This window comes from Ochrovirga pacifica (genome assembly GCF_000220525.1).
Taxonomy (GTDB): Bacteria; Bacteroidota; Bacteroidia; order Flavobacteriales; family Flavobacteriaceae; genus Ochrovirga; species Ochrovirga pacifica.
This window is the reverse complement of the sequence record NZ_AFPK01000063.1, coordinates 1-25,192: the sequence shown is the minus strand read 5'-3', so window position 1 is coordinate 25,192 and position 25,192 is coordinate 1. Positions and strand designations below refer to the sequence as shown.

Sequence of the window (25,192 nt, the reverse complement as noted above, 5' to 3'; positions counted from 1 at the left end):
ATTTTAAAATCAAATCAAAATGAGAACAAACATGATCAAATCAAGTTTTAAATTTTTAGCAATGGGAGCTTTCTTAGCTTTCTCTTTACAATCGTGTAGTGACGATGACGAAACCATGGCAGAAGGACCCGTAATTTCTGGTTTTGAATATGGAATTCACGGAGAAGAAGGACACACAGCTTACAGAGGTAATGACCTGCACTTAGAAGCAGAAATTTTAGCAGAAGCCAATGTAAAAAGTATTTCTGTTTCTGTACACGCACACGACTTACCTGTAGGTGATAAAGAAGAAGAATGGGATTTTGAACAGGTGTATACCGATGCAAATTACTTGATTAAAAACCCAACATTTCATGAACACATCGACATTCCTGCAACTGCTCCTGTAGGAGAGTATCACGTAGAAATTGTGGTAACTGATGAATTGGGTAATAGTACTGAAGTGGATGGACATTTAGACGTATTGAATCCTATTTCTATTAGCGATGTGGATGTAGATGCTACAGTGGTTAGAGGAAATGATATTCACGCTGAATTTATGATCAAAGTCGTAAATGGAATCCACAATGTAGAAGTAGATATCCACGCACACGACTTACCTATAGGTGATGGGGAAGAAGAGTGGGATTTTGAGATGCAATACGAAGAAGGTTTGCACGAAAAAACCGAAGCAGAGTTCCACAAACACATCGTTGTACCCAATACAGCACCTGCCGGAGAATACCATGCAACTTTTACAATAGAAGATGAGAAAGGAAACACTTATGAGTACGAAACTCACATAGATGTTACCAAAGAATAACAAAACCTTCTTTTAAAACAATCCGCACAGGCTTTTGTTTGTGCGGATTTTAAACCAAGAATTATGAAATTAACACAAAAAATAAGTTTTTTAGCCATCACCTTGTTCTTATTCAACGCTTGTAGTTCTGATAGCGATATAGATAAAGACCTAGAAAAACCAACCTTAACCATTCAGTTTGATGAAGCATTTCCTAAAGCTTGTGAGCAATTGCAAAGAGGACAAACCTATACATTTAAAGCAAAAGCGACAGACAATGTAGGATTGGTGGCTTATAGTATAGATGTACATCATAATTTTGATCACCATACACACGACGATCAAGGAGTAGAGTGTGATTTAGGCCCCATAAAAACTCCTGTAAACCCATTCCTTTTTAAGAAAAACTTTACGTTAGAACAGCAGCCAACAGCTTACGAACTAAGCATTACGGTAGAAATTCCTAACAATATAGATGTAGGTGATTATCATTGTGCTTATTCTATTACTGATCAAACAGGATGGCAAACACAGACTTCTATAGATATTAAAATAATAGAATAAAACTTTCTATACTCTTTGAATAGTTATAATGAAAAAATTACCCGTAACCGTATTAAGTGGTTTTTTGGGAGCCGGAAAAACTACTTTGTTAAATCATATATTACACAACAAACAAGGACTAAAAGTAGCTGTTATTGTGAATGATATGAGCGAAGTGAATATAGACTCTAAGTTTATAGAAAGTGAAAACACCTTGTCTAGAACCGAAGAAAAATTGGTTGAAATGTCTAACGGATGTATTTGTTGTACACTTAGAGAAGATTTAATGGTAGAGGTAGAAAAATTAGCAGCTCAAAACAAATTTGATTATTTGATTATTGAAAGTACTGGCATAAGTGAGCCCATTCCTGTAGCACAAACATTTAGTTTTGAGAGTGAGGATGGTTCCATCGATTTGAGCCGTTTTAGCTATATAGACACCATGGTTACCGTAGTAGATGCGTTTAATTTTTTTAACGATTTTTCTAGTTCAGACTATTTAGCTACCAGAGATTTAACCAATATAGAAGGAGATCAGAGAACACTGGTAAACTTATTAACAGATCAAATAGAATTTGCCAATGTGATTCTAATCAATAAAAAAGATTTGATCAGCAAAAATGATTTGGAAGAATTATGTGCCGTAATTAAAAGGTTAAATCCAGAGGCTAACATCATTACTACCAGTCATTCCGAAGTTGCTTTAGATAAAGTCATCCATACAGGTTTGTTTGATTATGAAAAGGCAGAAGCTTCTGCAGGGTGGATTAAAGAGTTGGAAAACGAACACACCCCAGAAACGGAAGAATACGGAATAGGATCTTTTGTGTTTAAAAGTAAAAAACCGTTTCACCCAGCACGTTTCTTAACGTATCTGAATACAGATTTTCCAGCTAATATTATTCGTAGCAAAGGATTGTTTTGGATGGCATCAAGGTCTCATCAAGCTTTGTTATGGAGCACAGCAGGAGGTTCCTTAAAAGCAGATAGTGCAGGTGTTTGGTGGGCATCTATGCCCTATAGTGAGCGAATCAATTATGCAGCTTTTACTGAAAACACAGCTTTGATAGAATCCGATTGGCATCCAGATTTTGGCGATCGAAAAATAGAATTGGTCTTTATAGGGCAAAATATAGATAAAGAGACCACCATTACACAATTAAACAGCTGTTTGTTAACGGATGATGAAATTACAGACTGGAAAAATGGTTGTTTTCCTCAAGAAGATCAATGGCCAATAGTTAGATAAATAAAAATAGCAATATGAATAAAGACTCCATCAACATAGGAATTTTAACTATTTCCGACAGAGCTTCTCAAGGTATTTACGAAGATTTATCGGGCAAAGCAATAGCAACGGTGTTAAGCACCTATATTCAATCTACTTGGCAAAAAAGATATGTAATCATCCCAGATGAGCAAGACATGATTGAAACGACCTTAAAAAAATTAGCAGACCAAGACAACTGTTGTCTAATTTTTACTACTGGAGGCACAGGACCAGCTAAAAGAGACGTAACGGTAGAAGCCACCGAAAATGTCTGCGAAAAGTTACTCCCTGGATTTGGAGAGTTGATGCGAAAAGTTAGTCTAGAATTTGTTCCAACAGCTATACTGTCTAGGCAAACAGCAGGCATTTACAAAGAAACATTAATTGTAAATTTACCTGGTAAACCCTCGGCAATTAAAGATTGTATGCAATCAGTATTCCCTGCCATTCCGTACTGTGTAGATTTAATAGACGGACCATATTTAGAGGTAAACACCAACAATACTACTGCTTTTAGACCTAAAAATAAATAATTAGTAACGGATTATTTTAGTTTAGATGGATGCAAAACAACTTTTAAAACAACATGGATTTAGAGCTACATCTCACCGTTGTGAAGTATTGAATTATTTTATAAAAAGCAATCAAGCACTAACACATGCACAACTAGAACAAAAAATAAAAAGTAAAATTGATCGCGTTAGCCTTTACAGAATGCTGCATTGTTTTTATGAAAATAATTTTCTTGCTAAAATAATAGACTCCAACAATAATACTAGTTATATATTCAATCAGCAAATAGAAAATACAGATAAGGCTACGTTTCCGTTGTTTAAATGTAAGACATGCCATACTGTTATTCAGCTTCCCCAATTGCCCGAAAATTATCTAAAGTCACTGCAAAGCAAAAACATAGACAAACTACAAATCTTAGCAGAAGGAACTTGCGAAAATTGCATAAAAAAGAAATAGTTTTTTAGCAATAGTCTCAATTTAGCAATTTAAAAAAAGCATCTTTATAAGACCTTCCTATAGGAATTTGATGTTGGTGCTGTAGGTATAAATAATTTTTATTCGCTTTTACAATTTGTTTTAAGTTGATGAGATACGACTTGTGTACTCTAACAAAATTGTGATGTACAAATTCATTTTCCCAAAAACGCAAAGGTTCTGAGGATAAAATGTTTTGATTTTTAAAAACAAAAAGTGTATAATCTGTGTCGGACTTAATGTATAAAATATTACTGATTTGTATTCGGATGTACTCATAACCAGATTTTAAAAACATTTCATCAGAACCCTTATCATTTTCCAGTTTTATATCTTCTTTTGGTAATTTTTGAACTGCTTTTACAAATCGTTGAAAAGAAAAAGGTTTTAACAAATAATCTAACACATTAAGTTCGTAACCATCCAAAGCATAATCAGGAAAAGCGGTGGTGAGAATTACCCTTGGTGGATGTCTTAGACTTTTTAAAAAATCCAAACCAGAAATTTTAGGCAAGTGAATGTCTAAAAAAATAAGATCTACAGCATTGTTTTTTAAAAAATCTATAGCTGTAATAGCATCTGTAAATGTAGCTACTAAAGAAATTTGTCCATAATCGTTTAGGTATTTTTTTAAAATACGTTGTGCTGGTAGTTGGTCTTCTATAATAATACAATTCATATTTTATGGAGCAAGTTGAATCTGCAAATTTACCCAATAGTTGTCTGTTTTTTTTGCAATTTCTAACTGATAATTGCTAGGATATAATAGTTCTAATCGTTTTTTAACATTTTTCAATCCAATTCCTTTAGCTAAATTTTGAGTATTACTTTTTGGTAGGTAACTATTAACACAAGTAAAAATTAATCTTCCGTCAGGGTTTAAGCTCAAATTAACATCAATATGTATGTTTGTGGTTTGGCTACTTGCACTATGCTTAAATGCATTTTCTATAAAAACCATAAAAATAAGTGGTGCTATCTGATAATTATTTTGAGCCACGTTAAGATTGAAATTAACAAATCCTCTTCCTTCAATTTGCATTTCATTCAGTTTGATAAAATTTTGCAAATGTTCTATTTCTTTATCAAGCGAAACAAATTGTGCCTTACAATCGTACAACATATATCTTAGCATATCGGATAACTCTAAAATAAAATCAGGAGTTTTGTTTGAGTTTTCGATAGACAATGCATAGAGATTGTTTAAGTTATTAAACAAAAAGTGTGGATTGATTTGTGTTTTTAAAAATTGCAATTCACTTTTTTTAGCTAACAATTCTAGTTGTTCTGTTTTTTTTCGTTCTATAATGGCATCCCAAGCAAATTTAGCTCCTAATAAAATTGATAGTGTGGGTAAAACATCCAACACATCATAAATTTGTGCTGCTAAATTTCTTCCTCTTGTTGTTGGGTAGTAAATACGCTCCATAATTCCTTCTTCAACAAAAACAACCCAAGTTAAGGTCAAAAAACTATACAACGAAAAACGTAGGTATTTTCGCGTATAGTAAAATTTTGGTAGCAACACATAGCCTATAAAATAAGCTCCAATAGCATGGTTGCTAAAGAAAAAAAGTTCTTGTAGCGTAATGATTCTATCATGCCTTCCGAAGGAATAAAGAACAAACACAAAGCCCGTTAAACAGCATTGAAAAAGAAGTTCTTTACTAAAAGAAGCCGATGTATTTGTAAATTTCATAAACTCAAAGCTATACAAAAGCTTTAATATATTTCTGATATAATCTGTAAACACCTGTTTTATTTGGATGAGTGTAGTTTTTTGCATTGTCTAAAAAGTAAAAATGACGTTGATAATAAAAAAACGGTTGTTTACAGATTCCTTTTTTGAAAAATTATTATATGTTCTATTCTTGCAAAGAATTAAAATTTACCCAAAACATGATTCAGAAAACTTTGATCCCAATTTTATATTTCATTTTTACTTTTTTTGTTCAAGCACAAACAAAAAACGCACATGTTCTGTTAGGGCAAATTAAAGATAAAACTACGCAATCAGACATTCCTTATGCAAGCATTTTAATTAAAGATACCCAAACGCAAAAGGTGCATAACGGAACAACCTCTAACGATAAAGGTGCTTTTAGTATTACAACTACAGCTTCTAGTTTTTACGTTGAAATCAGTTTTTTAGGTTTTAAAACCAAAACAATTACAGATTTTAATAGTTCTCAAAGTCGTATCAATCTAGGAACGATTTGGTTAGAAGAAGACAGTCAGCAATTAGAAGCTGTTCAGGTTAGAGCAGAAAAATCTAAAACACAATTCAAATTAGATAAAAAAGTATTCAATGTAGGAAAAGATATAGCAAGTACAGGAATGAGTGCTCTGGAAGTGTTAAACAATGTACCTTCAGTAAATGTAAATATAGAAGGAGAAGTGAGTTTAAGAGGAAGCAATGGGGTACAAATTTTAGTAGATGGAAAACCTTCTATTTTGTCCGACGACAGTAGCAATGCCTTAGGGACTATTACAGCCGATATGATTGAAAGTATTGAGGTAATTACCAATCCCTCTGCCAAATACGATGCAGAAGGAACAGCAGGATTGCTAAATATTGTACTTAAAAAAGAGGAAAAAAGAGGTATTAACGGATCTGTTTCTCTGAATACAGGAACACCAGACAATCATAGTGTTGGGGTCAGTTTGAATAGGAGAACAGAAAAATTTAACCTTTTTACACAACTAGGAGGGGGACACAGATCAATGCCTAGAGACAATAAAAACAGCAACTTAAATAAAGTTAACAATCAAAAGGTAGAAAGCTACGGAACCAACTACAGAAACGAAACGTTTTTTAATTTTATTTTAGGAACCGATTATCATATTGATGATTACAATACACTAACCTTATCAGGAAATTTTGCTTATGAATGGGAGGATCAACCATCTAAAACGTATTATCAATTGTATCAAAATGATATTTTAGAAAGTAAGTGGGAGCGAGAAGAAGAAACCAGTGCAGAAAATCCTAAATGGCAGTACGAGTTTAATTACAAAAAAGAGTTTAAAAACAACAAAGATCACGTGTTGTTGGTAAGTGCTTTAGGTCGATTTTTTGGTAAAGAAACAGATTCAGAATTTGAAAACAGTGGAAACACCACACAAACAGATCAAGAAACAAATACCGATTTTCAACAAGCAGACTATACTTTTAAACTAGATTATACCAACCCTATTACAGATGCATATACACTAGAAGCAGGAAGTCAATACGTAATTAATGATGTAGGTAACAATTATGAGGTAAGAGATTATAACAATACAAACAATAGTTTTGAAATAGATCCTAATCTAACAAACAATTTTGAATACAACCAAAAAGTATTGGCTTTTTATGGAACAGGAGCTTACGAAGCCAATCAGTGGGGAGTAAAATTGGGGTTGCGTTTAGAACATACTAACCTACAAACATTGCTAACCAATACAAATGAGGACAATCAACAAAATTATACCGATTTTTTTCCGACAGTACATACTTCTTATAAAATCAGTACTAACTTTTCTTTGCAAGCAGGTTATTCTCGCAGAATCTATCGTCCACGATTGTGGGATTTAAATCCGTTTTTTAGCATTCGTGACAACTTTAATATTCGTGTAGGAAACCCTAATTTATTGCCCGAATATACAGATTCGTATGAATTAACAGCAGTATACGATTTAGGTAAAGCTAGCATGAACACGAGTATTTACAACCGTTATACCACAGATGTTATGGAGCGTATTTTTCTTTTTGACGAAAACAGTAATGTTACCACTACAAGTCCTTTTAACATTGGTACTAAAAATACTACTGGGGTAGAAGTGAATGGAAAGTATAGTCCGTTAAAATGGTTGACTTTTAATGGAGATTTCAATTGGAATTATTTTAGTAGAGAAGGAGTGTACGATACTCAAAATTTTGATTTCTCGGGGGATAGTTGGAGTTCTCGTGTTACTTCTAAAATTGGATTTCCATCAGATATAGATATTGAATTGACAGGAAATTACAGATCAAAATACAAAACGATACAAGGACAAACTTCTGGTTTTGCATTTATGGATATGGGTTTACGCAAAAAGCTTTTAAAAGGAAAAGCAGTAATAAACATAGCAGTAAGAGATGTATTTGCCTCTAGAATTCAAGAAAGTACCGTTAACAACAGCAGTAGGTATCAGTATAGTTTTGGACAAAGAGGAAGATTTTTTACGCTTGGTTTTAGCTATGGTTTTGGAAAAGGTGAAGCCATGACGTATTCTGGTAAAAGAAGATAAAAATAAAGGTTGCTAATTTAGCAACCTTTATCATTTTTCATACAATGCTATAGACTTCTAGTCAAAATAAATTAGCTGGGTAGGAATTTATAATTATTAAGCAATTGGGTTGTATGATCTAAAATTTAATCAGTTTTGATACTGTAAACGTAAAAGTGGGATAAATAAAATAAATTATTGATATTTCAAAAATACGCATATATACCTACAACACCATCATACTATAGTTTGATTTTTATAAATAACACACCTTATTAGTGTGTTTGTTAGCAAAAAAACAAGGTAGAATATATTAATTAGAGCCATTACTTTTTTATTTTCTATTTATTTTAATGTGATTAAAAGTTTCTGACTCGTCTTAAAACAACTGGATTTAGTAAATAAACTTTCGTTAAAAAAAGAATGTTTACACTACAAAACTTGAATTTTCACTAAGTTTTAGAAGATATATTGACATGCTATGGTCGTATTTTGACCTTGTTGATTATGATAATATCAAAAGAATATATATTTGATTGAAAACTTATTAAAAAACACACGTCATGAACTTAAAAAAAATCGTATTTGTAGTATGTTTGATTGTTTCAACGACTGCTTTTTCTCAAAAATGGGCAGTTAAGCAAGCAGAAAAATTGACTGAAAAATTAAACACAACCCTAGTAGCTACAAATTCAAACCTTAAACTATCGGCCGAACAGTCTGAAAAAATTACAGATATTTACAAAAATTTGATGGTAAAAAAATCGGAAGTAAAATTAAAAATGGAGAAGGAGGGAACGTTTACTAAAAAGGATTTTTGGAAAGCTACATTTCCACAAACTAAAGAGGCAAACCAAGTTATTAGAACTCTCTTAACACAGCCACAAAAAAAGGCTTTTAATGAAAGTTTACAGAAGAAATAAACTCTTTTTAAAAATAAAGCAGGAAATTATTGAATAATTTCCTGCTTTATTTTTCTATTTTTTTAATAGACCGTCTACAGAATATTTTCCTGCCCCGTAAATAAATAATACAACATAAGCTACTAAATACAACAACGATTTTTCTTGTGTTGCAAAAGCATCATTAGGGTGTATCATAAACAAAGCTACAGCCATGGTTGTGATTAGCGGAATTAATGCCATACGAGTTAGCAAACCTAAAACCAATAATGCAGCACAAATTACTTCTGCAAAAACTGCTAAAGCTAAAGAAGCGGTAGTTCCTATTCCTAAAAAGTTCATAAATTTAATTTCACCTCCTGCAACTAAGGTTTTCCACTTTCCCAAACCGTGTCCAAAAAGCATTGCTGCTCCAAACGTTACACGCAGTAACAAAATGGGAAAATGTATTCCCCAAGACTTATTACTCAATAATATTTTTTTCATTAGAAATATTTTAGATGATGTTATCAAATGTACTCATTCTAAAATTTAGTTATCCTTTAACAACTTTGTTTTTCATCAAAAAAAAACGCTGATTTATTCAATCGTAAAAATGTACCCAGAAACACGAATCTTTTATGTAGCACCACAAACCTCTATAAGTTCTAAACTATTTTTGGAAACATAGTAACCTAAAAACAGAAATCAAATGAAATTAAAAAAATTAGCAATCGTCTTTTTATTCATAACATCTACCAGTGCATTTTCTCAAAAGTGGGTAAACAATCAAGTTGCTACTGAAATAGCCAAAACCAACAAGCAATTAGCTGCTACCGACCAGGCTTTGGTGCTAACAACAGAGCAAAAGGAAAAAGTTTCAGAAATTTATAAGAATTTTGTACTGCAAAAAACAGAAAAATCAAAAACAATAAAAGACAAAAAAGAGCTATGGAAAGCTTTAAAACCTGAATTAAATGAAAGAAATCAAAAAGTAAAAGAATTGCTGTCTGAAGAGCAAAACAAAGCTATTAGAAACTACTGGAGGAATAAAAATAAAAGGTAAAACAAAATGAGATTTCAATTTGAAATCTCATTTTGTTTTATAAGAAATAGGTTTATTTATTTACCAATTCAAACTGTTTTTCTAAAGGCACACCATACAAACCTTCTAATTCAGATTTGATTCTTTTGTAAAATTTAGTATCTGGTGGCAAACTTAGATTTGCCCAAAACTCTGGATGATAAGGTAAATCCAACGATCCCATATCTATATCTACACCATAAGGTTTAATTTTCATTTTCTTTTTATCAGTAATCACATTTAAGACAAATGCTTCCGATTTGTATTCGAGTGTTTCTGCAGCTGTTCCCCAAAGGTTTCTTGGAATGTGACTTTTAGGAAACCTCCATTGATTTTTGTAGTAGCTTAAATACACTTTTCCGTTGTTGTGTTTTTTATAAATAAAAAGGCTTCGTCCTCGTTCAATTCTAAAAATCTGATACTTATCAATCCCAACATAAAGAATAATTTTTTCCCAATCTATGTCTGGGTTTTTTCCTTCTAAAATAACAACATCTTCACCTTCGTAAGAAGAACTTCCTGTTTTTTTCCATGCAAATTTTCTTAAGTTTCTTGCATGTTCAGAATCGTTTGGAGTTAATGGATTGGTGTCGTTCAATCCCAAAACTGCATGTCTCCATTGTGTTCTTTTCCAAAAGCGATAATCTGCAGATTTTCTAGATTCAGTTACTTGAACCTGTCCCACCCAATAAGCAGGTCCTCTTCCTTTTAGTTTGATGTAATTCTCAACAAAAAACTTTGATTTTCCTTCTTCAGTTGCTGCTCTTCTGTATAGAATCTCCTTAACATGGGTTTTACTTAATGTATTCTTCTTAAGATTGTCTAATGCTTTTTCTACATAATCAATAGGGTGTAAAAGTTCAACTGTTTCTAAATTAACTACATTTTCTTTTAAAACAATTTTTCGATCTTTCTTTGCCAAGTAATCTTGTATTTTGATTTTATAAGTATCAAATCCTAGACCTGAAACATACAAAGTATCTTGCATTTCATTATCAGTAATCATCAAGGCAAACTCTCCATCCATAGTACTTGCTGTACCAATGGTTTTGTTTACAATTCCTATCGTTACAAAAGGAATAGTTTCGTTGGTTTCGTCATAGATTGTTCCCTGAACAACGGTTTTTTTTGTTTGAGCTTGGATTACAAAGTTCATTAAAAGAATTACAATCCATAATATTTTGCTTTTTATCATCTTTAATTTTTTGTTAGGTAAGGTTGTAATGTTTTATAATCTATAATTATTGGTTCACCAATTCAAACTGTTTTTCTAAAGGAACCCCATACAAACCTTCTAATTCAGACTTAATACGCTTGTAGAACTTGGTGTCTGGAGGCAAACTTAAACCTTTCCAGAACTCTGGGTTGTAAGGTAGTTCTAAAGACCCCATATCTATATCTATTCCGTACTCACGAATTCTGGTTTTCTTTCTTTCAGTTTCTACGTTTAAAACAAAAGCTTCGATTCTATAATGTAGTGTTTCAGCTGCTGTTCCTAACATATTTGCAGGAATTTGATCTTTTGGAAAATTCCATTCATTTTGAAAATAACTCAAATGTACTTTTCCACTTTTGTGTTTTTTGTAAATAAAAATAGAACTTCCTCTTTCAATTTTAAACACTTGATAGTTATCTATCCCTACATACAAAGTCATTTTTTCCCATTTTTTGTCAGGGTTTCTTCCTTCAAGAATTACAACATCTTCACCTTCGTAAGAAGAACTTCCTATTTTTTTCCACTCAAACTTTTCTAAATCTCTTTTGTGGAATGAATCTCCAGGTCTTAATGGGTTTACATCACACATATTATGAATAGAGTGTCTCCATTGTGTACGTTTCCAGAACCTGTAGTCTGCCGATTTTCTAGATTCTGTAACCTGTATAGTTCCCATCCAATATGCAGGTCCACGATCTCTAAATTTTATGTAGTTTTCTACAAAAAACTTGGCTTTGTCGTTTTCAGTAGCGGCTCTACGGTATAAAATTTCTTTAACATGTGTTTTGCTAAGAGTATTTTCTTTTAACTTGTCTAATGCATTTTTCACATAATCAATAGGATGTAGCAACTGTACTGTTTCTAAGTTTACAATATTTTCTTTTAAGACAATTTTTCTATCTTTTTTTGCAAGATATTCTTGTACTTTTATTTTGTAGGTATCAAATCCTAAGCCTGATACATACAAAGTATCTTGCATTTCTTTATCGGTAATCATTAAAGAAAATTCTCCATCCATTGTACTAGCCGTACCAATGGTCTTGTTTACAATTCCTACTGTTACAAAAGGAACTGTTTCATTGTTTTGGTCATAAACGGTACCTTTTACAACAGTTTTTTGCTGTGCACTCGTTGTATAAATACACAACATTGTAAAAATACCAATACTAAAATGTAGAATTTTGTAGAAGTAATGTTTAAGCATAAATTTCGTAATTTTTTAGTTTTATTGTATAAAAAACAAAATTACCTTTCATTTGTGCAAATATTAGTAATAAATGTTGAATTTTATACAACAAACATACTAGAACGTCAGTAAAACCTAGACAGTGTTTAGAAATACACCAAAATTAAGATCTATTTTCGGAGGTCGTTTCTTTTCCTTTTTGGATCATTTCTTCTTGTTCTTTAAGGTCTTTTTTGTTGTGTGTTTTTTTAAGTGATTGGTCTTTATTAGTAAAACAAAACTCTAAAAACAAAGGCAAATGATCAGAACCTATTTTTGATAATGTCTTAAGCTGACAAATTTGAATGTCTGGTGTATGAAAGGCCAAATCGATAGGAATTTTTAAAATCGAATATTTTGCCGGAAAAGTAGAAATAAAACCTAATCCTTTGCGAGCATCTTTTAACTGTGAAAGTTTAGCAAATAAACGTGTGCTTCTAGCCCAAGAAACACTGTTAAAATCTCCTACAACTAGTTTGCTTTCTTTTTGATGAACACTTTTTTTAGCAATAGACATTAATTCTCCTTCTTGCTCCTTAGAGTTAGATTCTTCTGTAGGTGAAGCAGGAGGAGGGTGAACAGCGTACAGTATAAGATTTTTTTCTTCTAGTGTAAAATGTGCTTCCATAGACGGTATGTCATCAGCTACGAAATAATGAACTTGTAAGTCATCAAAAGGAATTTTGGAATAGAAATGCATTCCATACGTATTTTCTTGTGAAACTTTGCGGTGATAGGGATAAGATTCATCAAAAACAGTAAGTGCTTTTTCCCAGTCTTTGTTAGTTTCTATAGTTATAAAAATATCTGGTTGTTCTTTTTGTAATAAATCAATCAATAATTGATATTCTGTATTGTATTGATATACATTAGCGGAAATCAATTTTATTTTTTTTTGATGCACATTTAATACCTTCTTTTTTTGAAAAGGAAAATAAGGCCACAATTTTACAGACAAATAGCATAAACCCAAAAGCAAACCAACACTTGTAAATATGTTTACGGTATTAAAGGATTTGTTGATTTGATACAGCTCAAACGGAACCAAACTCCAAAATAAAATATACAAATGCACACTAGCAAAATCAGCAATTCTAAAAAACCAATGTGTGCTTTTTACAAGTGGTAATCCTGTGAAAATTAAAAACAATAGTGTTGCACACAAAAGAAACAATTGCATAGTTTAATTATTTAGTACCAACGTTTTTTCTTTTTTTTAGAAGCTTCTGACTTTCTTCCTTTTCTGTACTTACTCCCTTGTTTTTTATGAACTTCGGGTTTTGCTTTTGGGTCTAAAGGATAAGGGTGATTTTCTTCTACAGCGATGGTTTTTCCTATTAATTTTTGAATTGTCAAGATATACGCTTTTTCATCGGCAGAACAGAAAGACAAAGCACGTCCCTCTTTTCCAGCTCTTCCCGTTCTTCCAATTCGGTGTACATAACTTTCAGGAATATTAGGAATGTCAAAATTAATAACAATGTCTAGATCTGGAATATCAATCCCTCTAGCAGCAACATCTGTAGCTATCAATATGTTGATTTCGTTGTTTTTAAATTTGTTAAGAGCTTTTGTTCTAGCTGATTGTGTTTTATCTCCATGAATACTATCAACTTTATAATTATTTTTAAGAAGTGTTTGTTCCAATTTTTCAACACCAAACTTGGTTCTTCTAAAAATAATCATATTTCCATGCAAATTATTCCTAAGCAAATGCAAACACAACTCTATTTTTTTAGGTTTTGGTACACGATACAGTTCTTGACTTACTGTTTTTGCTGCTGATGATATTGCTGCAACAGATACTTTTGCGGGTTCGGTTAACAACTCATCTGCCAAAGCTTCAATTTTAGGAGGCATGGTAGCAGAAAAGAGTAAGGTTTGTTTTTGATCGGGACACAGTCTTTCTATTTTTTTTACATCATCAATAAACCCCATATCTAGCATCATATCGGCTTCGTCTAATACCAATACCTGAACATAATCTAAGTTTACCACATCTCTTTTGTGTAAATCTAGCAGTCTACCTGGGGTTGCAATTAAAACATCAATTCCTTTGTTTAGCTGTTCAATTTGTGGTGCCATAGAAGTACCTCCATAAATAGCAAGTGACCTAAGATTGGTGTAAATACTGTAACTCTTAAAGTTCTCTTCAATTTGCTGAGTCAGCTCTCTAGTAGGACTAATCACCAAAGCTTTTATTTTTTTCCTTTTTTTTCGGCATCTTGTTGCGGCAACAAACGTTCTAAAATAGGTAGTGCAAAGGCTGCAGTTTTTCCCGTTCCTGTTTGGGCACAACCTATTACATCTATACCATCCAACACATATGGTATAATTTTTTGTTGAATAGGAGTGGGAGTGTTGTAGTTTTGTTCTGCAACAGCCTTTAAAATTTTAGGGCTTAGGTGTAGTTCTTTAAACGTCATTTTTAGTTATAATCTTTTACAAAGATACAGAAACTAAGAGGTATATGTGCTGATAAAAGTTGAAGCTTACAAACAATCGTATTTTTGTAGTATTTTTTTTCCTTCTTCAGAGAACAAAAAAGCTAGAAACAACCTTGCGTTCTGTGTAGAATTTTTACCGTTTTTAATACTTACAACTCCTTGTTTAATTGGATTATAAAGTGTTAAAGGCACCTCTGTCCATTCTCCTTGCTGCTTAAATAGTACCACAGATTTTGCAGTAAAACCTACTTCTACAGCTTTTGATAGTACAAATTGATTTACCTGAGAAATACTTTCTCCATAAACTAATTTTTCTTCTAATGGAATTTTCTTTTTTTCTAACACTTCTTTGGCTGCTCTTCCATATGGTGCTGTTTTAGGATTTGCCATGGCAATGCGTTTTGTTTCTGACTTGGACAATGTATGTAGATTGGGTTTTATACTCTCTACTACGGTCCATAAAACTAATTTCCCTTTGGCATAAATTAACGGTGCTTGGTCTGTTTTTCCTTTTTGATATAATTCAGTTGGATACTTAAGATCTGCTGAGGCAAAAATATCATAAGGAGCTCCTGCTAAAATTTGAGCGGTTAATTTTCCTGAAGAGCTATGAATCAGTTCACAAGTAATTCCTGTGTTTTCTGAAAAAGAATTACAAAGTTCTTGCATCACGAATTGCATATTAGCTGCTGTTGCCACCAACAATGTTTTGTCTTTTTTAGGAGTGCAAGCTGTACTTATTAATATGAATACGAAAACCCAATGACTGTTATGTAAGAAACCTATTTTCAATGACTAAAGTTTAAAATTTCTGGAGTCCAACGAATGCTGGCATAGGCAAATTGAGCCAATTGATCTGTATTGCCATTCACCCCTGTTGGAATAGCTGCCATTCCTTTATCTGGCACTAAAAACAGATACGATAGTTCTATTTTTGTATAATCGTTTGGTTGATAAAAAAAACGAAAATCGTTTTCCCATGCATAAATTCGATTGTACTTTTTTTGGTCTACTGCAAGAGAAGAAGTACTCCCTAACAAATGACTTTGCCATTGTAAACTAAACTTATCATTAAAAGAAAAATATTGAAACAAGTAAGGGTTTAAAATTCCCTCGTGCTCATAAGTTCTAACTGTTTTTTGTGTATAATCCAATCCTCCATTATGCCTATGAAACGCTCCATATTGTGATAAAAAAGCAGTAGACTTTTCATCATTTGCATTGCCATCACCACTAAAAACCTGTGTTCCAATTCTTACCTTATACTTTGGATTTGCGTACCATTGTACTTCGGGTTCTAAATAATAAGCGCTATGATCTTTTCCGTTTTCAATTTTACCCCATTGGTAATATCCTGAAAATGTTAAACCAATAGCCCCTACGTTGTATGTTAGCCGACCACCATTGGTCATTTTCCAGTACCCTTTTTTATTATTGGTTGATGGATCTGTATATTCATCAGCAAAATTTAACGTTAACAATTCTGTGTCTTCAGAAAGTTGGTATTTTAGATGATGAGCAATCATTCCTCTGTAAAAATCCCAGTCTACATCATAAGTGGTTCCAAATTCAGAAGCGTTGTCTTGGTTGTATGCTAAAACAACATCCGACACAAGTTTATTGTTGTTATACAAAAAACGTACGGCATCATGTTGTCCTCCTGCTTGTCTCCAATTGTTTTCGGCAAATAGGCGTTGGTTGTCAAAAATAATACGCTGCCTACCCACACGTACCGATAAATGATTTGTTATTTTGGGTTGCACATAAAATTCAAAAAACTGAGCTTTTCCTTCTGATTCTCTAGTGTCTGTATCTCCCCAAACTCTAATATCTTGTAAAGTTGTATGAAATAGAAAACGATTATTTAAATTAAAATCTACATTAATTCTTGCTCTATGTGATGTAAAGAATGCACCGTCGTCAGAATTGTTAGGAAGTGTTCTATAACCACGTCTATACTCTGTTCTTGGCCTGTATTCCAAATCCATTTTAAAATTGGAGTTCTCTTGCAAGAAAGAACTTAATTTTTGTGCATGTGTGTGATTTATAGCGTAAAAAAATAATGCTATTGATACATAAAACAGTTTGTTTTTTTGCATAATTTTAAAGTAGTTTTTTACAGTAGTGCTACGGCCATCCCAATTAGAATGGCAAAGAATTTTGAGAAACTAAATTTATGGTTTTCCGAACTTTCAAACAAAATAACAGTAGATATGTGTAGAAAGATTCCGATAATAATGGCCGTAATATAGTTTTGATAATCTTGAAAAAAATGAATTTTAGAAGCCAAAAAGCTCCCTAAAGGACTCATCATGGCAAAAGCAGTCATAAAAAAGATTACTTTTTTTATTTCGTATTTATGTTTTAGAAAAAAGGAAGTCAATACAATTCCAACGGGAATTTTATGAATTACAATGGCCCATAAAAAAAAAGCATTATGGTCGTATCCTAGCGGAATCCCTTCGGAAAAAGCATGCAAAGACAAACTACAAAACAACATCCATGGAAATTGTTTTTTTTTATCGTGAATGTGCACATGACCATGCTCGGCCCCCTTAGAAAAAGACTCCAAAACCAACTGTATCAAAATTCCCAAAAGAATAAAAATACCAATCAATTTGGTGTCTACTTCTTGGTGGCTGTGTGTATGTGCAGCATGCAACATGCCAAATGCCTCCGGTAAAAGATGACTTATAGTCATAGAAAGCAAATAGGCTCCGCTAAATGACAACATTAACTGAATGTATCTTTTTTTAGGTTTTACAATTAAAACCAAAAGAACACCCGCCAATACAGAGGTAACTAAAAACAAGTAAATCATTTGCTTAAAATAAGAATCAAACGGTCCGAGGTTTGTAAATTAAATGGATCTAACTGATAATTTCCAAAAGTGTGTTGTATGGTTAGGTTGGCTTGCTGGCAATACTTTGTAAACTTTTCTAGATTTATTGCTTTTACACGCTCCATAAAATGGTACTCTTCTCCTTGATCCGTTAAATCAATTTCTTTTATAATAAAGCCTTGTTTTACTTTTCTTCGGATGTGAAACTGTAATTCGTCTCTGGTTACCACTTCATTAGAAACTAAGTTTTCTATCACTTTATTAACATTCATATAATCTATTACAGCAATTCCATCATCGGGTAGGGAATTGGCAATATTTTGTAGTACTTTTATATCTTCTGCATCATCATCAAAATAACCAAAACTTGTAAACATATTAAACACAGCATCTACAGAAAACAGAAAAGGTTCTCTCATGTCTTGCACAACAAAACTCAAATCTTTGTTTGCAAATTGGTTTGCATATTCAATACTGTTTTTAGATAAATCTGCTCCAATTACTTTGTAACCCAGTGAATTTAAAAAAATAGAATGTCTTCCTTTTCCACAAGCCAAATCTAACAAAGTTTTAGATTTGGGGATTTTTAAAAAAGCAACTAAGTTTTCTATAAAATCCCTGGCTTCTTGTTGATTTCTGTTTTTATATAAAATATGATAATAATGGGTATTAAACCATTCGCTAAACCAAGTTTTGAATTCTTCCATGTAAAAAATTTTGAAAGGCAAATTTATTAATTTATTCTTTAGTAGTTTTAATCAAAAGACATTACAAAAAAGGTATTTTTGTAATTCTAAAATTTTGAACACGATGCAGGATAATTTTAAAATGGTAGCCGTTACATTACAAGGTCTAGAAGAAGTATTGGCAGAAGAACTAAAACAATTAGGTGCACAAGATGTAAAACCTGGAGTACGTATGGTTGCTTTTGTAGGAGATGAAGGTTTTATGTACAAAGCCAATTTGTATTTAAGAACAGCTATTAGAATTTTAAAACCTATTGTAAAGTTTAAAATTAGAAACGAAGAGGATTTGTATAAAAATCTTTTAAAAATAAGATGGGAAAAGTATTTAGATGCAAACGGAACTTTTGCCACCAAAGGCACTAGTCAGTTTAGTGGATTGACAAGTAACACCCATTATTTAGCCCTAAAAACTAAAGATGGTATTGCTGATTATTTTAATAAGAAGTTTGGAAAAAGACCTAGTGTAGACCTAAAACATCCAGATTTAAAAGTAAATATGCATACCGACAGAAATGGGGTGTGTTCTATTTCTTTAGATAGTTCTGGAGACTCTTTGCACAAAAGGGGATATCGTTTAGATACCAACTTAGCTCCAATTAACGAAGTGTTGGCTGCTGGTTTGGTAAAGCTTTCGGGATACAATGGCGATCAGAATTTTATAGATCCTATGTGCGGTTCTGCTACTATTTTAATTGAGGCTGCCATGATTGCTTGCAATGTACCTGCCAATATCAATAGAAAAGAATTTGCTTTTGAAAAATGGAAAGATTATAATCAAGATTTGTTTTATACTATTCACGATTCTCTGATAAAAAAAATAAGAGAACCTAAGTTTAAGTTGATGGGATTCGACAAAGCTCCATCGGCTGTTAGGAAAGCTAATGACAACATTGCTAATGCTAATTTAGACGACTTTGTAAAAGTACACCACGTTAACTTTTTCAACTCAACTAAAGAGGTGCACGGACCAACTACAGTGCTGTTTAACCCTCCTTATGGAGAGCGTTTAAAACTAGACGATATTCAAGGTTTTTATAAAAATATTGGAGACACCTTAAAGCATCAATATCCAAACACAGAAGCCTGGTTTATTACTTCGGATATTGAAGCACTAAAACATGTAGGATTAAGAACTAGCCGAAGAATTGCCATTAAAAACGGAGATTTGGATTGTAAGTTTGTAAAGTACGAGATTTACGAAGGAAGTAAAAAAGCGAAAAAACAATAAAATTTCAATCATCTTTAAAAAAAACACCATGCCTAATTTTTCCATAAACCATGTGGCAATATCTGTAAAAGACGTAGACATTTCTATTAATTTTTATCAAAGCGTTTTTTCTTTAAAAGAAATAAAAAACACAGCATCTACCTCTAAAACAAGATGGTTAGTGTTTGATGATGGAAGACAGTTGCACTTAATTCCAAGACCCGAAGAAGAAATAAAGGTTAACAAAGCAGTACATTTGGCCTTGTCTACAGCCAATGTGCCTTCTTTTGTAAACCATTTAGAACAATTAAAGATTCCATATTCGGACTGGAAAAACACACCTAGCAAAAACTATATTAGAAAGGACGGAATTTTACAATTCTACTTTCAAGATCCCGATGGTTACTGGATAGAGGTAAACAACGATGTGAGATAAAATTATAGGGGTTAGTCTAACGTGTCGTACTCAATCAAATACAACTGTTCGTCTTCTTTTTTGTAATGATATTTTTCTCTGGCATAATTGTTTAAGTTTTTTTGAATAGAAAAATCATGAAGCGTTTGTTTGTTTTTCTGAATTTCTGTTTCGTAAAACTCAATAGTTTGTTCCAGTTTATTAATCTCACTATTGTATTCTTGTTGATAGATGTACGAGTTGGCATCAAAAAACAACATCCAAATCACAAAAAATGCGATTACCAAACGTCCCCAAGTTTTTTTGTTTTTGATAAATTTTAAACTCATAATCTTTGCGAATTGCAAGGCAAAGATAAAATTATAAATTGGAGTGTGTAACTTTAAATTCTGTTACTTTTGCACAAGTACTAACAGAAATACATGGGAAGTTATTTAGCATATCTATTCAAATCTACCAACGCTCACGGAGTTCATTCACCCTTTATATATGGCTTATTAACTGAATGTATTTATCTACGAAAAACAATGGTTTTGCCTTTAAAAACCATGTTTAAAAAACAAAAATACCATTTACTAATACAAAGATTGTTTGCGTATTTTTCAATTAGCAACGGAAAAATTATTGGAAACCCTATATACATATCAAAAGAAATAGTATTGGACACTTCACCACATCCTGAGAAATACTTTTTACTTTACGTAAGTGCCAATATTCCATCAACGGATGTTCTTACCGTACTAAAACAATACGCACATCCCAAGACTATTGTTTTAATAGAGCACATCCATCAGCCTGATAAAAGAAAAATTTGGGAAACACTAAAACAAAATAAAGACCTTACCGTAACGGTAGATTTACACAAGCTAGGTCTGATTTTTTTTAGAACAGAGCAAAAAAAACAAAACTTTATAATACGTTTTTAAAACATGAAAATATACACCAAAACAGGAGATTCTGGAACTACTTCTTTATTTGGAGGACAACGAGTATCCAAGGCAAACTGTCGGATTGATGCTTACGGAACCGTTGATGAACTAAACTCTTACATAGGATTGCTAAGAGATAGTATTGTATCCCAACACCATCGGGAATTTTTATTAGCTATACAGCACAAACTTTTTGTGCTAGGGGCTTTTTTAGCAACACCAGAAGAAAGCAGAGTTAAAAAAAACGGAACAAATAGACTAAAAATAGCAGCAATAACTAAGGCCGATGTTCAGGTGTTAGAAAAAGAAATAGATTTTCTAGATCCACAATTAACCCCTATGACACATTTTATTTTGCCAGGAGGACACCCAACCGTGTCACATTGTCACGTGGCTAGAACTATTAGCCGTAGAGCCGAGCGTATTTGTGTACTATTACAAGAAAATGAAGAGGGTAATATTGACATAATTGCTTTCTTAAATCGTTTGTCGGACTATTTATTTGTGTTGGCACGGATGTTGTCTAAAGAGTTACAGGTTCAGGAAATTAAATGGATTCCAGAGTCTGAAAATTAAGTTCTTTAAAAGCAAAAAAAAACTTGACTTTTTTAATTAAAAAATTATTTTTGCAGTAATTATAAATTAGTATAGAAATGTATTGGACTTTAGAATTAGCTAACTATTTAGCAGATGCACCTTGGCCAGCAACAAAGGATGAATTGATTGATTTTGCCATCAGAACTGGAGCTCCATTAGAAGTGGTAGAAAACCTACAAAGTTTAGAAGATGAGGGGGAAATTTATGATGATATTGTTGAAATTTGGCCAGACTATCCTACCGAGGAAGATTATCTTTGGAATGAGGAAGAATATTAGAATTATAGAATAATTAGAAATAAAACAAAGTCTCGAGAGAGGCTTTTTTTTGTTTAATTTTAAGACATAAATATTTAAAATAATGGGGGTATTAGACTCAGTAATTAAAATCTTTGTTGGAGACAAACAGCAAAAAGATTTAAAAAGCTTACAGCCAATTGTGGCCGAAGTAAGGTCTTATGAAGAGGCTTTGCAAAAATTAAACATTGATGAATTAAGAGCTAAGACAATTAGTTTTCAGAAAGCTATTCAAGAAGCAACATCTTCTTTTGAAACAGAAATAGAATCGTTAGAAGAAAAAGCAAAAACTGCATCTATAGACGAAAAAGAAGCTATTTACAATCAAATAGATAACTTAAAAGATCAAGCTTACGAAGCTTCGGAAAAAGTATTAAACGGTATTCAGGCAGAGGCCTTTGCGGTTATTAAAGAAACCGCAAGAAGGTTTACAGAACACACAGAAATAGAAGTTACAGCAACAACTTTAGACAGAGAGCTTTCTGCAGATGCAGATTATGTAGACTTAAAAGGTGAAGACAAAGCTGTTTGGTACAACTCTTGGAACGCAGCAGGAACAGAAGTAACCTGGAACATGATTCACTACGACGTACAGCTAATAGGAGGTTCTGTATTGCATCAAGGTAAAATTGCAGAAATGATGACAGGAGAAGGAAAAACTCTGGTTGCTACTTTACCTATATATTTAAATGCCCTAACAGGAAAAGGGGTACATGTAGTTACTGTAAACGACTATTTGGCAAAACGTGATAGTGCTTGGATGGCTCCTATATTCCAATTTCATGGTCTAACAATTGATTGTATTGACAAACATCCATCTAACTCAGCTGCTCGAAGAAAAGCATACAATGCCGATATTACTTACGGTACCAACAATGAGTTTGGTTTTGATTATTTGCGTGATAACATGGCCAGCACTCAAGAAGATTTGGTACAGCGTAGACCTAACTACGCCATTGTTGATGAAGTAGATTCTGTGTTGATTGACGATGCTCGTACACCATTGATTATTTCTGGACAAGTTCAAGATGGAGACAGACATGAATTTAACGAATTAAAGCCAAAAGTTGCAGACATTGTAAAAATGCAAAGTCAATATCTGGTAAGCGTACTAGCCAACGCAAAGAAATTAATTAAAGAAGGAGATACCAAAGAAGGTGCTTTTCAATTGTTACGAGTACACAGAGGTTTGCCAAAAAACAAAGCTTTAATTAAATTTTTATCTCAGGAAGGAATTAGACAGTTGTTGCAAAAAACAGAAAACCATTACATGGCAGACAACAACAAAGAAATGCCTAAAGTAGACAAGGAGTTGTATTTTGTAATTGAAGAAAAAAACAATTCTATTGAACTAACAGAAAAAGGAATTGCTGCCATTTCTGGCGACGAAGGAGAAGACTTTTTTGTACTACCTGATATTGGGGTAAAAATTGGAGATATAGAAGCCTCTGATCTTTCAGATGATGAAAAAATCAACCAAAAAGAAGATTTATACAGAGATTTTAGCGTAAAAAGCGAACGTATACACACTTTAAACCAGTTGTTAAAAGCATATACATTGTTTGAAAAAGACGTGGAATATGTTGTAATGGACAACAAGGTAAAAATTGTAGACGAACAAACAGGTCGTATTATGGACGGTCGTCGTTATTCTGATGGATTGCACCAAGCCATAGAAGCCAAAGAAAATGTTAAAATCGAAGCAGCTTCACAAACCTATGCCACCATTACGCTACAAAACTACTTTAGAATGTATCGCAAGCTTTCTGGGATGACAGGTACTGCGATTACAGAAGCGGGAGAATTTTGGCAAATTTATAAATTGGATGTTGTTGAAATTCCAACCAACAAACCGATTGCTAGACAAGACAAAGAAGATATGGTCTATAAAACACAGCGTGAAAAATACAATGCGGTGATAGAAGATATCGTAAAATTGGTAGAAGCAGGAAGACCTGTTTTAGTAGGTACAACATCGGTAGAGATTTCGGAATTGTTAGGAAGAATGTTGTCTATTCGTAAAATAAAACACAACGTATTAAACGCAAAGTTGCATAAAAAAGAGGCAGAAGTTGTTGCAGAAGCTGGTAAGGCAGGTATTGTTACTATTGCTACCAACATGGCAGGTCGTGGTACCGATATTAAATTATCTGACGAAGTAAAAGCTGCTGGTGGTTTGGCTATTATAGGTACAGAAAGACACGATTCTAGACGTGTAGACAGACAGTTGCGAGGACGTGCAGGACGTCAAGGAGATGTTGGATCTTCACAGTTTTATGTTTCTCTAGAAGACAACTTAATGCGTTTGTTTGGATCGGACAGAATTGCCAAAATGATGGATAGAATGGGACTGGAAGAAGGAGAAGTAATTCAACACTCTATGATTACCAAGTCTATCGAAAGAGCACAAAAAAAAGTAGAAGAAAATAACTTTGGTATTCGTAAGCGTTTGTTAGAATACGACGATATTATGAATGCACAAAGAGAGGTGGTCTACAAACGTAGAAGACACGCATTGGATGGTAAACGTTTGCAAGTAGATATTGCCAACATGATCTATGATGCATGCGCTACAATTGTAGACAATAACAAATTGACCAATGATTATAAAAACTTTGAGTTTGAGTTGATTGTCAACACTTCTATGAGTTCTCCGTTTACAGAAGAAGAATTCTTAAATACTGTACCTCAAGATTTGTCAGACAAGTTGTACGACATTGTAATGAAACATTATCAAGAGAAAATGGAACGCAATGCTGCAACCGCATTTCCTGTAATCAAAAATGTTTATGAAAACGAAGGAGACAAATACGAACGCATTGTTGTGCCATTTACTGATGGTGTAAAAACACTACGTGTAGTAACCGATCTTAAAAAAGCATACGATTCTCTAGGAGCTGATTTAATTTCAGATTTTGAAAAAAATATCACTTTAGCTATTATAGACGATGAGTGGAAGGATCATTTAAGAAAAATGGACGACTTGAAACAGTCGGTGCAAAATGCTTCTTACGAACAAAAAGATCCATTACTGATTTATAAGTTTGAAGCTTATGAATTGTTTAAAAAAATGTTAGAAAAAGTAAACAAAGAAGTACTATCTTTCTTGTTTAAAGGAGAGTTGCCATCAGAAAACGCTACCGAAATTTCTGAAGCAAGACAACAACAACGTCAAAATGTAGAAGTTAGTAAAGAAGAAGTACTAAATACGTCTCAATCAGCCAACCGTCAAGCTGTAGAAAATTCTCAACAGCAACCACCAGTACAGCAAGAGACTGTGGTAAGAGAACAGCCAAAAATTGGAAGAAACGATCGTGTTATTATCCAAAATATTCAATCAGGAGAGCAAAAAGAAGTTAAATTTAAACAAGCCATTCCATTATTAGAAAAAGGGGAGTGGGTACTAAGAGGCTTAGCTTAAGTATATACACTAAACAACAATAACAAAAAAGGAGTCTAGTCGTTTGTCTAG

27 protein-coding genes are annotated in these 25,192 nt (G+C 32.9%); 14 read left to right on the top strand and 13 right to left on the bottom strand.

The genetic code is table 11. From position 1 onward, the window contains the following. Positions 1 to 31: 31 nt before the first annotated feature. The 5 genes from FS85_RS0111380 (at position 32) to FS85_RS16170 (ending at position 3,566) form a co-directional block, all read left to right on the top strand. On the top strand, positions 32 to 802 hold the full coding sequence (locus FS85_RS0111380) for a DUF4625 domain-containing protein (RefSeq protein WP_010136429.1): 771 nt from the start codon (positions 32 to 34) through the stop codon (positions 800 to 802). A 63-nt stretch (positions 803 to 865) separates the two neighbouring features. Continuing rightward, positions 866 to 1,345: a DUF4625 domain-containing protein gene (locus FS85_RS0111375; RefSeq protein WP_010136428.1), complete on the top strand. Its 480-nt coding sequence runs from the start codon at positions 866 to 868 to the stop codon at positions 1,343 to 1,345. Between the two features lie 28 nt (positions 1,346 to 1,373). Next, the gene (locus FS85_RS0111370; RefSeq protein WP_010136427.1) at positions 1,374 to 2,573 is read left to right on the top strand and encodes a GTP-binding protein; all 1,200 of its coding nucleotides are present in this window, start codon (positions 1,374 to 1,376) and stop codon (positions 2,571 to 2,573) included. 14 nt (positions 2,574 to 2,587) lie between these two features. Further along, positions 2,588 to 3,127, top strand: a complete 540-nt coding sequence (gene mog, locus FS85_RS0111365) for a molybdopterin adenylyltransferase (protein WP_010136426.1) — start codon at positions 2,588 to 2,590, stop codon at positions 3,125 to 3,127. A 25-nt stretch (positions 3,128 to 3,152) separates the two neighbouring features. Further along, on the top strand, positions 3,153 to 3,566 hold the full coding sequence (locus FS85_RS16170) for a Fur family transcriptional regulator (RefSeq protein ID WP_010136425.1): 414 nt from the start codon (positions 3,153 to 3,155) through the stop codon (positions 3,564 to 3,566). A gap of 16 nt (positions 3,567 to 3,582) precedes the next feature. On the opposite strand, the gene FS85_RS0111355 is transcribed toward FS85_RS16170, so the two are convergent. After that, on the bottom strand, positions 3,583 to 4,263 hold the full coding sequence (locus FS85_RS0111355; protein WP_010136424.1) for a LytR/AlgR family response regulator transcription factor: 681 nt from the start codon (positions 4,261 to 4,263) through the stop codon (positions 3,583 to 3,585). A 3-nt stretch (positions 4,264 to 4,266) separates the two neighbouring features. Beyond that, entirely contained in the window at positions 4,267 to 5,283 is a 1,017-nt protein-coding gene (locus tag FS85_RS0111350; protein ID WP_033194717.1) for a sensor histidine kinase, read from the bottom strand. A gap of 200 nt (positions 5,284 to 5,483) precedes the next feature. Here FS85_RS0111350 and FS85_RS0111345 point away from each other — a divergent pair, with 200 nt between their 5' ends. After that, positions 5,484 to 7,856, top strand: coding sequence for an outer membrane beta-barrel family protein (locus FS85_RS0111345; protein ID WP_033194716.1), 2,373 nt, complete (start codon positions 5,484 to 5,486; stop codon positions 7,854 to 7,856). A gap of 542 nt (positions 7,857 to 8,398) precedes the next feature. Next, a complete protein-coding gene (locus FS85_RS0111340) occupies positions 8,399 to 8,758 on the top strand; it encodes a hypothetical protein (RefSeq protein ID WP_010136420.1) in 360 nt (119 codons plus the stop codon). A gap of 54 nt (positions 8,759 to 8,812) precedes the next feature. Here the strand turns inward: FS85_RS0111340 and FS85_RS0111335 are convergent, their stop codons facing one another. After that, a complete protein-coding gene (locus tag FS85_RS0111335) occupies positions 8,813 to 9,223 on the bottom strand; it encodes a DoxX family protein (protein WP_010136419.1) in 411 nt (136 codons plus the stop codon). A 205-nt stretch (positions 9,224 to 9,428) separates the two neighbouring features. On the opposite strand from FS85_RS0111335, the gene FS85_RS0111330 reads away from it, so the two are divergent. Then, positions 9,429 to 9,782, top strand: a complete 354-nt coding sequence (locus FS85_RS0111330; protein ID WP_010136418.1) for a hypothetical protein — start codon at positions 9,429 to 9,431, stop codon at positions 9,780 to 9,782. A gap of 52 nt (positions 9,783 to 9,834) precedes the next feature. Here the strand turns inward: FS85_RS0111330 and FS85_RS0111325 are convergent, their stop codons facing one another. From FS85_RS0111325 to FS85_RS0111290, 9 genes are all read right to left on the bottom strand, one after another. Further along, positions 9,835 to 10,995, bottom strand: coding sequence for a carboxypeptidase-like regulatory domain-containing protein (locus tag FS85_RS0111325; protein WP_010136417.1), 1,161 nt, complete (start codon positions 10,993 to 10,995; stop codon positions 9,835 to 9,837). Positions 10,996 to 11,041: 46 nt separating this feature from the next. Next, positions 11,042 to 12,220 carry a carboxypeptidase-like regulatory domain-containing protein gene (locus FS85_RS0111320; protein WP_010136416.1) on the bottom strand — a complete coding sequence of 393 codons (1,179 nt, stop codon included), beginning with the start codon at positions 12,218 to 12,220 and terminating at the stop codon, positions 11,042 to 11,044. A 145-nt stretch (positions 12,221 to 12,365) separates the two neighbouring features. Continuing rightward, positions 12,366 to 13,421 carry an endonuclease/exonuclease/phosphatase family protein gene (locus tag FS85_RS0111315; protein ID WP_010136415.1) on the bottom strand — a complete coding sequence of 352 codons (1,056 nt, stop codon included), beginning with the start codon at positions 13,419 to 13,421 and terminating at the stop codon, positions 12,366 to 12,368. 11 nt (positions 13,422 to 13,432) lie between these two features. Next, the gene (locus tag FS85_RS15960; RefSeq protein WP_010136413.1) at positions 13,433 to 14,431 is read right to left on the bottom strand and encodes a DEAD/DEAH box helicase; all 999 of its coding nucleotides are present in this window, start codon (positions 14,429 to 14,431) and stop codon (positions 13,433 to 13,435) included. An 8-nt stretch (positions 14,432 to 14,439) separates the two neighbouring features. Next, complete coding sequence (locus FS85_RS17030) at positions 14,440 to 14,667, bottom strand: DEAD/DEAH box helicase (RefSeq protein WP_010136412.1); 228 nt, start codon at positions 14,665 to 14,667, stop codon at positions 14,440 to 14,442. A gap of 66 nt (positions 14,668 to 14,733) precedes the next feature. Next, on the bottom strand, positions 14,734 to 15,387 hold the full coding sequence (gene modA, locus FS85_RS0111305; protein ID WP_237706962.1) for a molybdate ABC transporter substrate-binding protein: 654 nt from the start codon (positions 15,385 to 15,387) through the stop codon (positions 14,734 to 14,736). A gap of 89 nt (positions 15,388 to 15,476) precedes the next feature. Continuing rightward, complete coding sequence (locus tag FS85_RS0111300; RefSeq protein ID WP_010136410.1) at positions 15,477 to 16,787, bottom strand: alginate export family protein; 1,311 nt, start codon at positions 16,785 to 16,787, stop codon at positions 15,477 to 15,479. A 17-nt stretch (positions 16,788 to 16,804) separates the two neighbouring features. Beyond that, positions 16,805 to 17,509, bottom strand: coding sequence for a ZIP family metal transporter (locus FS85_RS0111295; RefSeq protein WP_010136409.1), 705 nt, complete (start codon positions 17,507 to 17,509; stop codon positions 16,805 to 16,807). Further along, a complete protein-coding gene (locus FS85_RS0111290; protein ID WP_010136408.1) occupies positions 17,506 to 18,237 on the bottom strand; it encodes a class I SAM-dependent methyltransferase in 732 nt (243 codons plus the stop codon). Before FS85_RS0111290 ends, FS85_RS0111295 begins: the two co-directional genes overlap by 4 nt. A gap of 103 nt (positions 18,238 to 18,340) precedes the next feature. Here FS85_RS0111290 and FS85_RS0111285 point away from each other — a divergent pair, with 103 nt between their 5' ends. Beyond that, positions 18,341 to 19,504 carry a THUMP domain-containing class I SAM-dependent RNA methyltransferase gene (locus FS85_RS0111285; RefSeq protein ID WP_010136407.1) on the top strand — a complete coding sequence of 388 codons (1,164 nt, stop codon included), beginning with the start codon at positions 18,341 to 18,343 and terminating at the stop codon, positions 19,502 to 19,504. Positions 19,505 to 19,532: 28 nt separating this feature from the next. After that, a complete protein-coding gene (locus FS85_RS0111280) occupies positions 19,533 to 19,919 on the top strand; it encodes a VOC family protein (RefSeq protein ID WP_010136406.1) in 387 nt (128 codons plus the stop codon). An 11-nt stretch (positions 19,920 to 19,930) separates the two neighbouring features. Here the strand turns inward: FS85_RS0111280 and FS85_RS0111275 are convergent, their stop codons facing one another. Next, on the bottom strand, positions 19,931 to 20,227 hold the full coding sequence (locus FS85_RS0111275; RefSeq protein WP_010136405.1) for an FtsB family cell division protein: 297 nt from the start codon (positions 20,225 to 20,227) through the stop codon (positions 19,931 to 19,933). A gap of 93 nt (positions 20,228 to 20,320) precedes the next feature. Here FS85_RS0111275 and FS85_RS0111270 point away from each other — a divergent pair, with 93 nt between their 5' ends. The 4 genes from FS85_RS0111270 to secA all read left to right on the top strand — a co-directional run bounded on the left by FS85_RS0111270 (position 20,321) and on the right by secA (position 25,141). Beyond that, complete coding sequence (locus tag FS85_RS0111270; RefSeq protein WP_029489438.1) at positions 20,321 to 20,824, top strand: hypothetical protein; 504 nt, start codon at positions 20,321 to 20,323, stop codon at positions 20,822 to 20,824. Positions 20,825 to 20,827: 3 nt separating this feature from the next. After that, positions 20,828 to 21,403, top strand: a complete 576-nt coding sequence (locus tag FS85_RS0111265; protein ID WP_010136403.1) for a cob(I)yrinic acid a,c-diamide adenosyltransferase — start codon at positions 20,828 to 20,830, stop codon at positions 21,401 to 21,403. Positions 21,404 to 21,480: 77 nt separating this feature from the next. After that, the gene (locus tag FS85_RS0111260; protein WP_010136401.1) at positions 21,481 to 21,702 is read left to right on the top strand and encodes a DUF2795 domain-containing protein; all 222 of its coding nucleotides are present in this window, start codon (positions 21,481 to 21,483) and stop codon (positions 21,700 to 21,702) included. 82 nt (positions 21,703 to 21,784) lie between these two features. Further along, positions 21,785 to 25,141 carry a preprotein translocase subunit SecA gene (gene secA / locus FS85_RS0111255; RefSeq protein WP_010136400.1) on the top strand — a complete coding sequence of 1,119 codons (3,357 nt, stop codon included), beginning with the start codon at positions 21,785 to 21,787 and terminating at the stop codon, positions 25,139 to 25,141. The last annotated feature ends 51 nt before the right edge of the window (positions 25,142 to 25,192 follow it).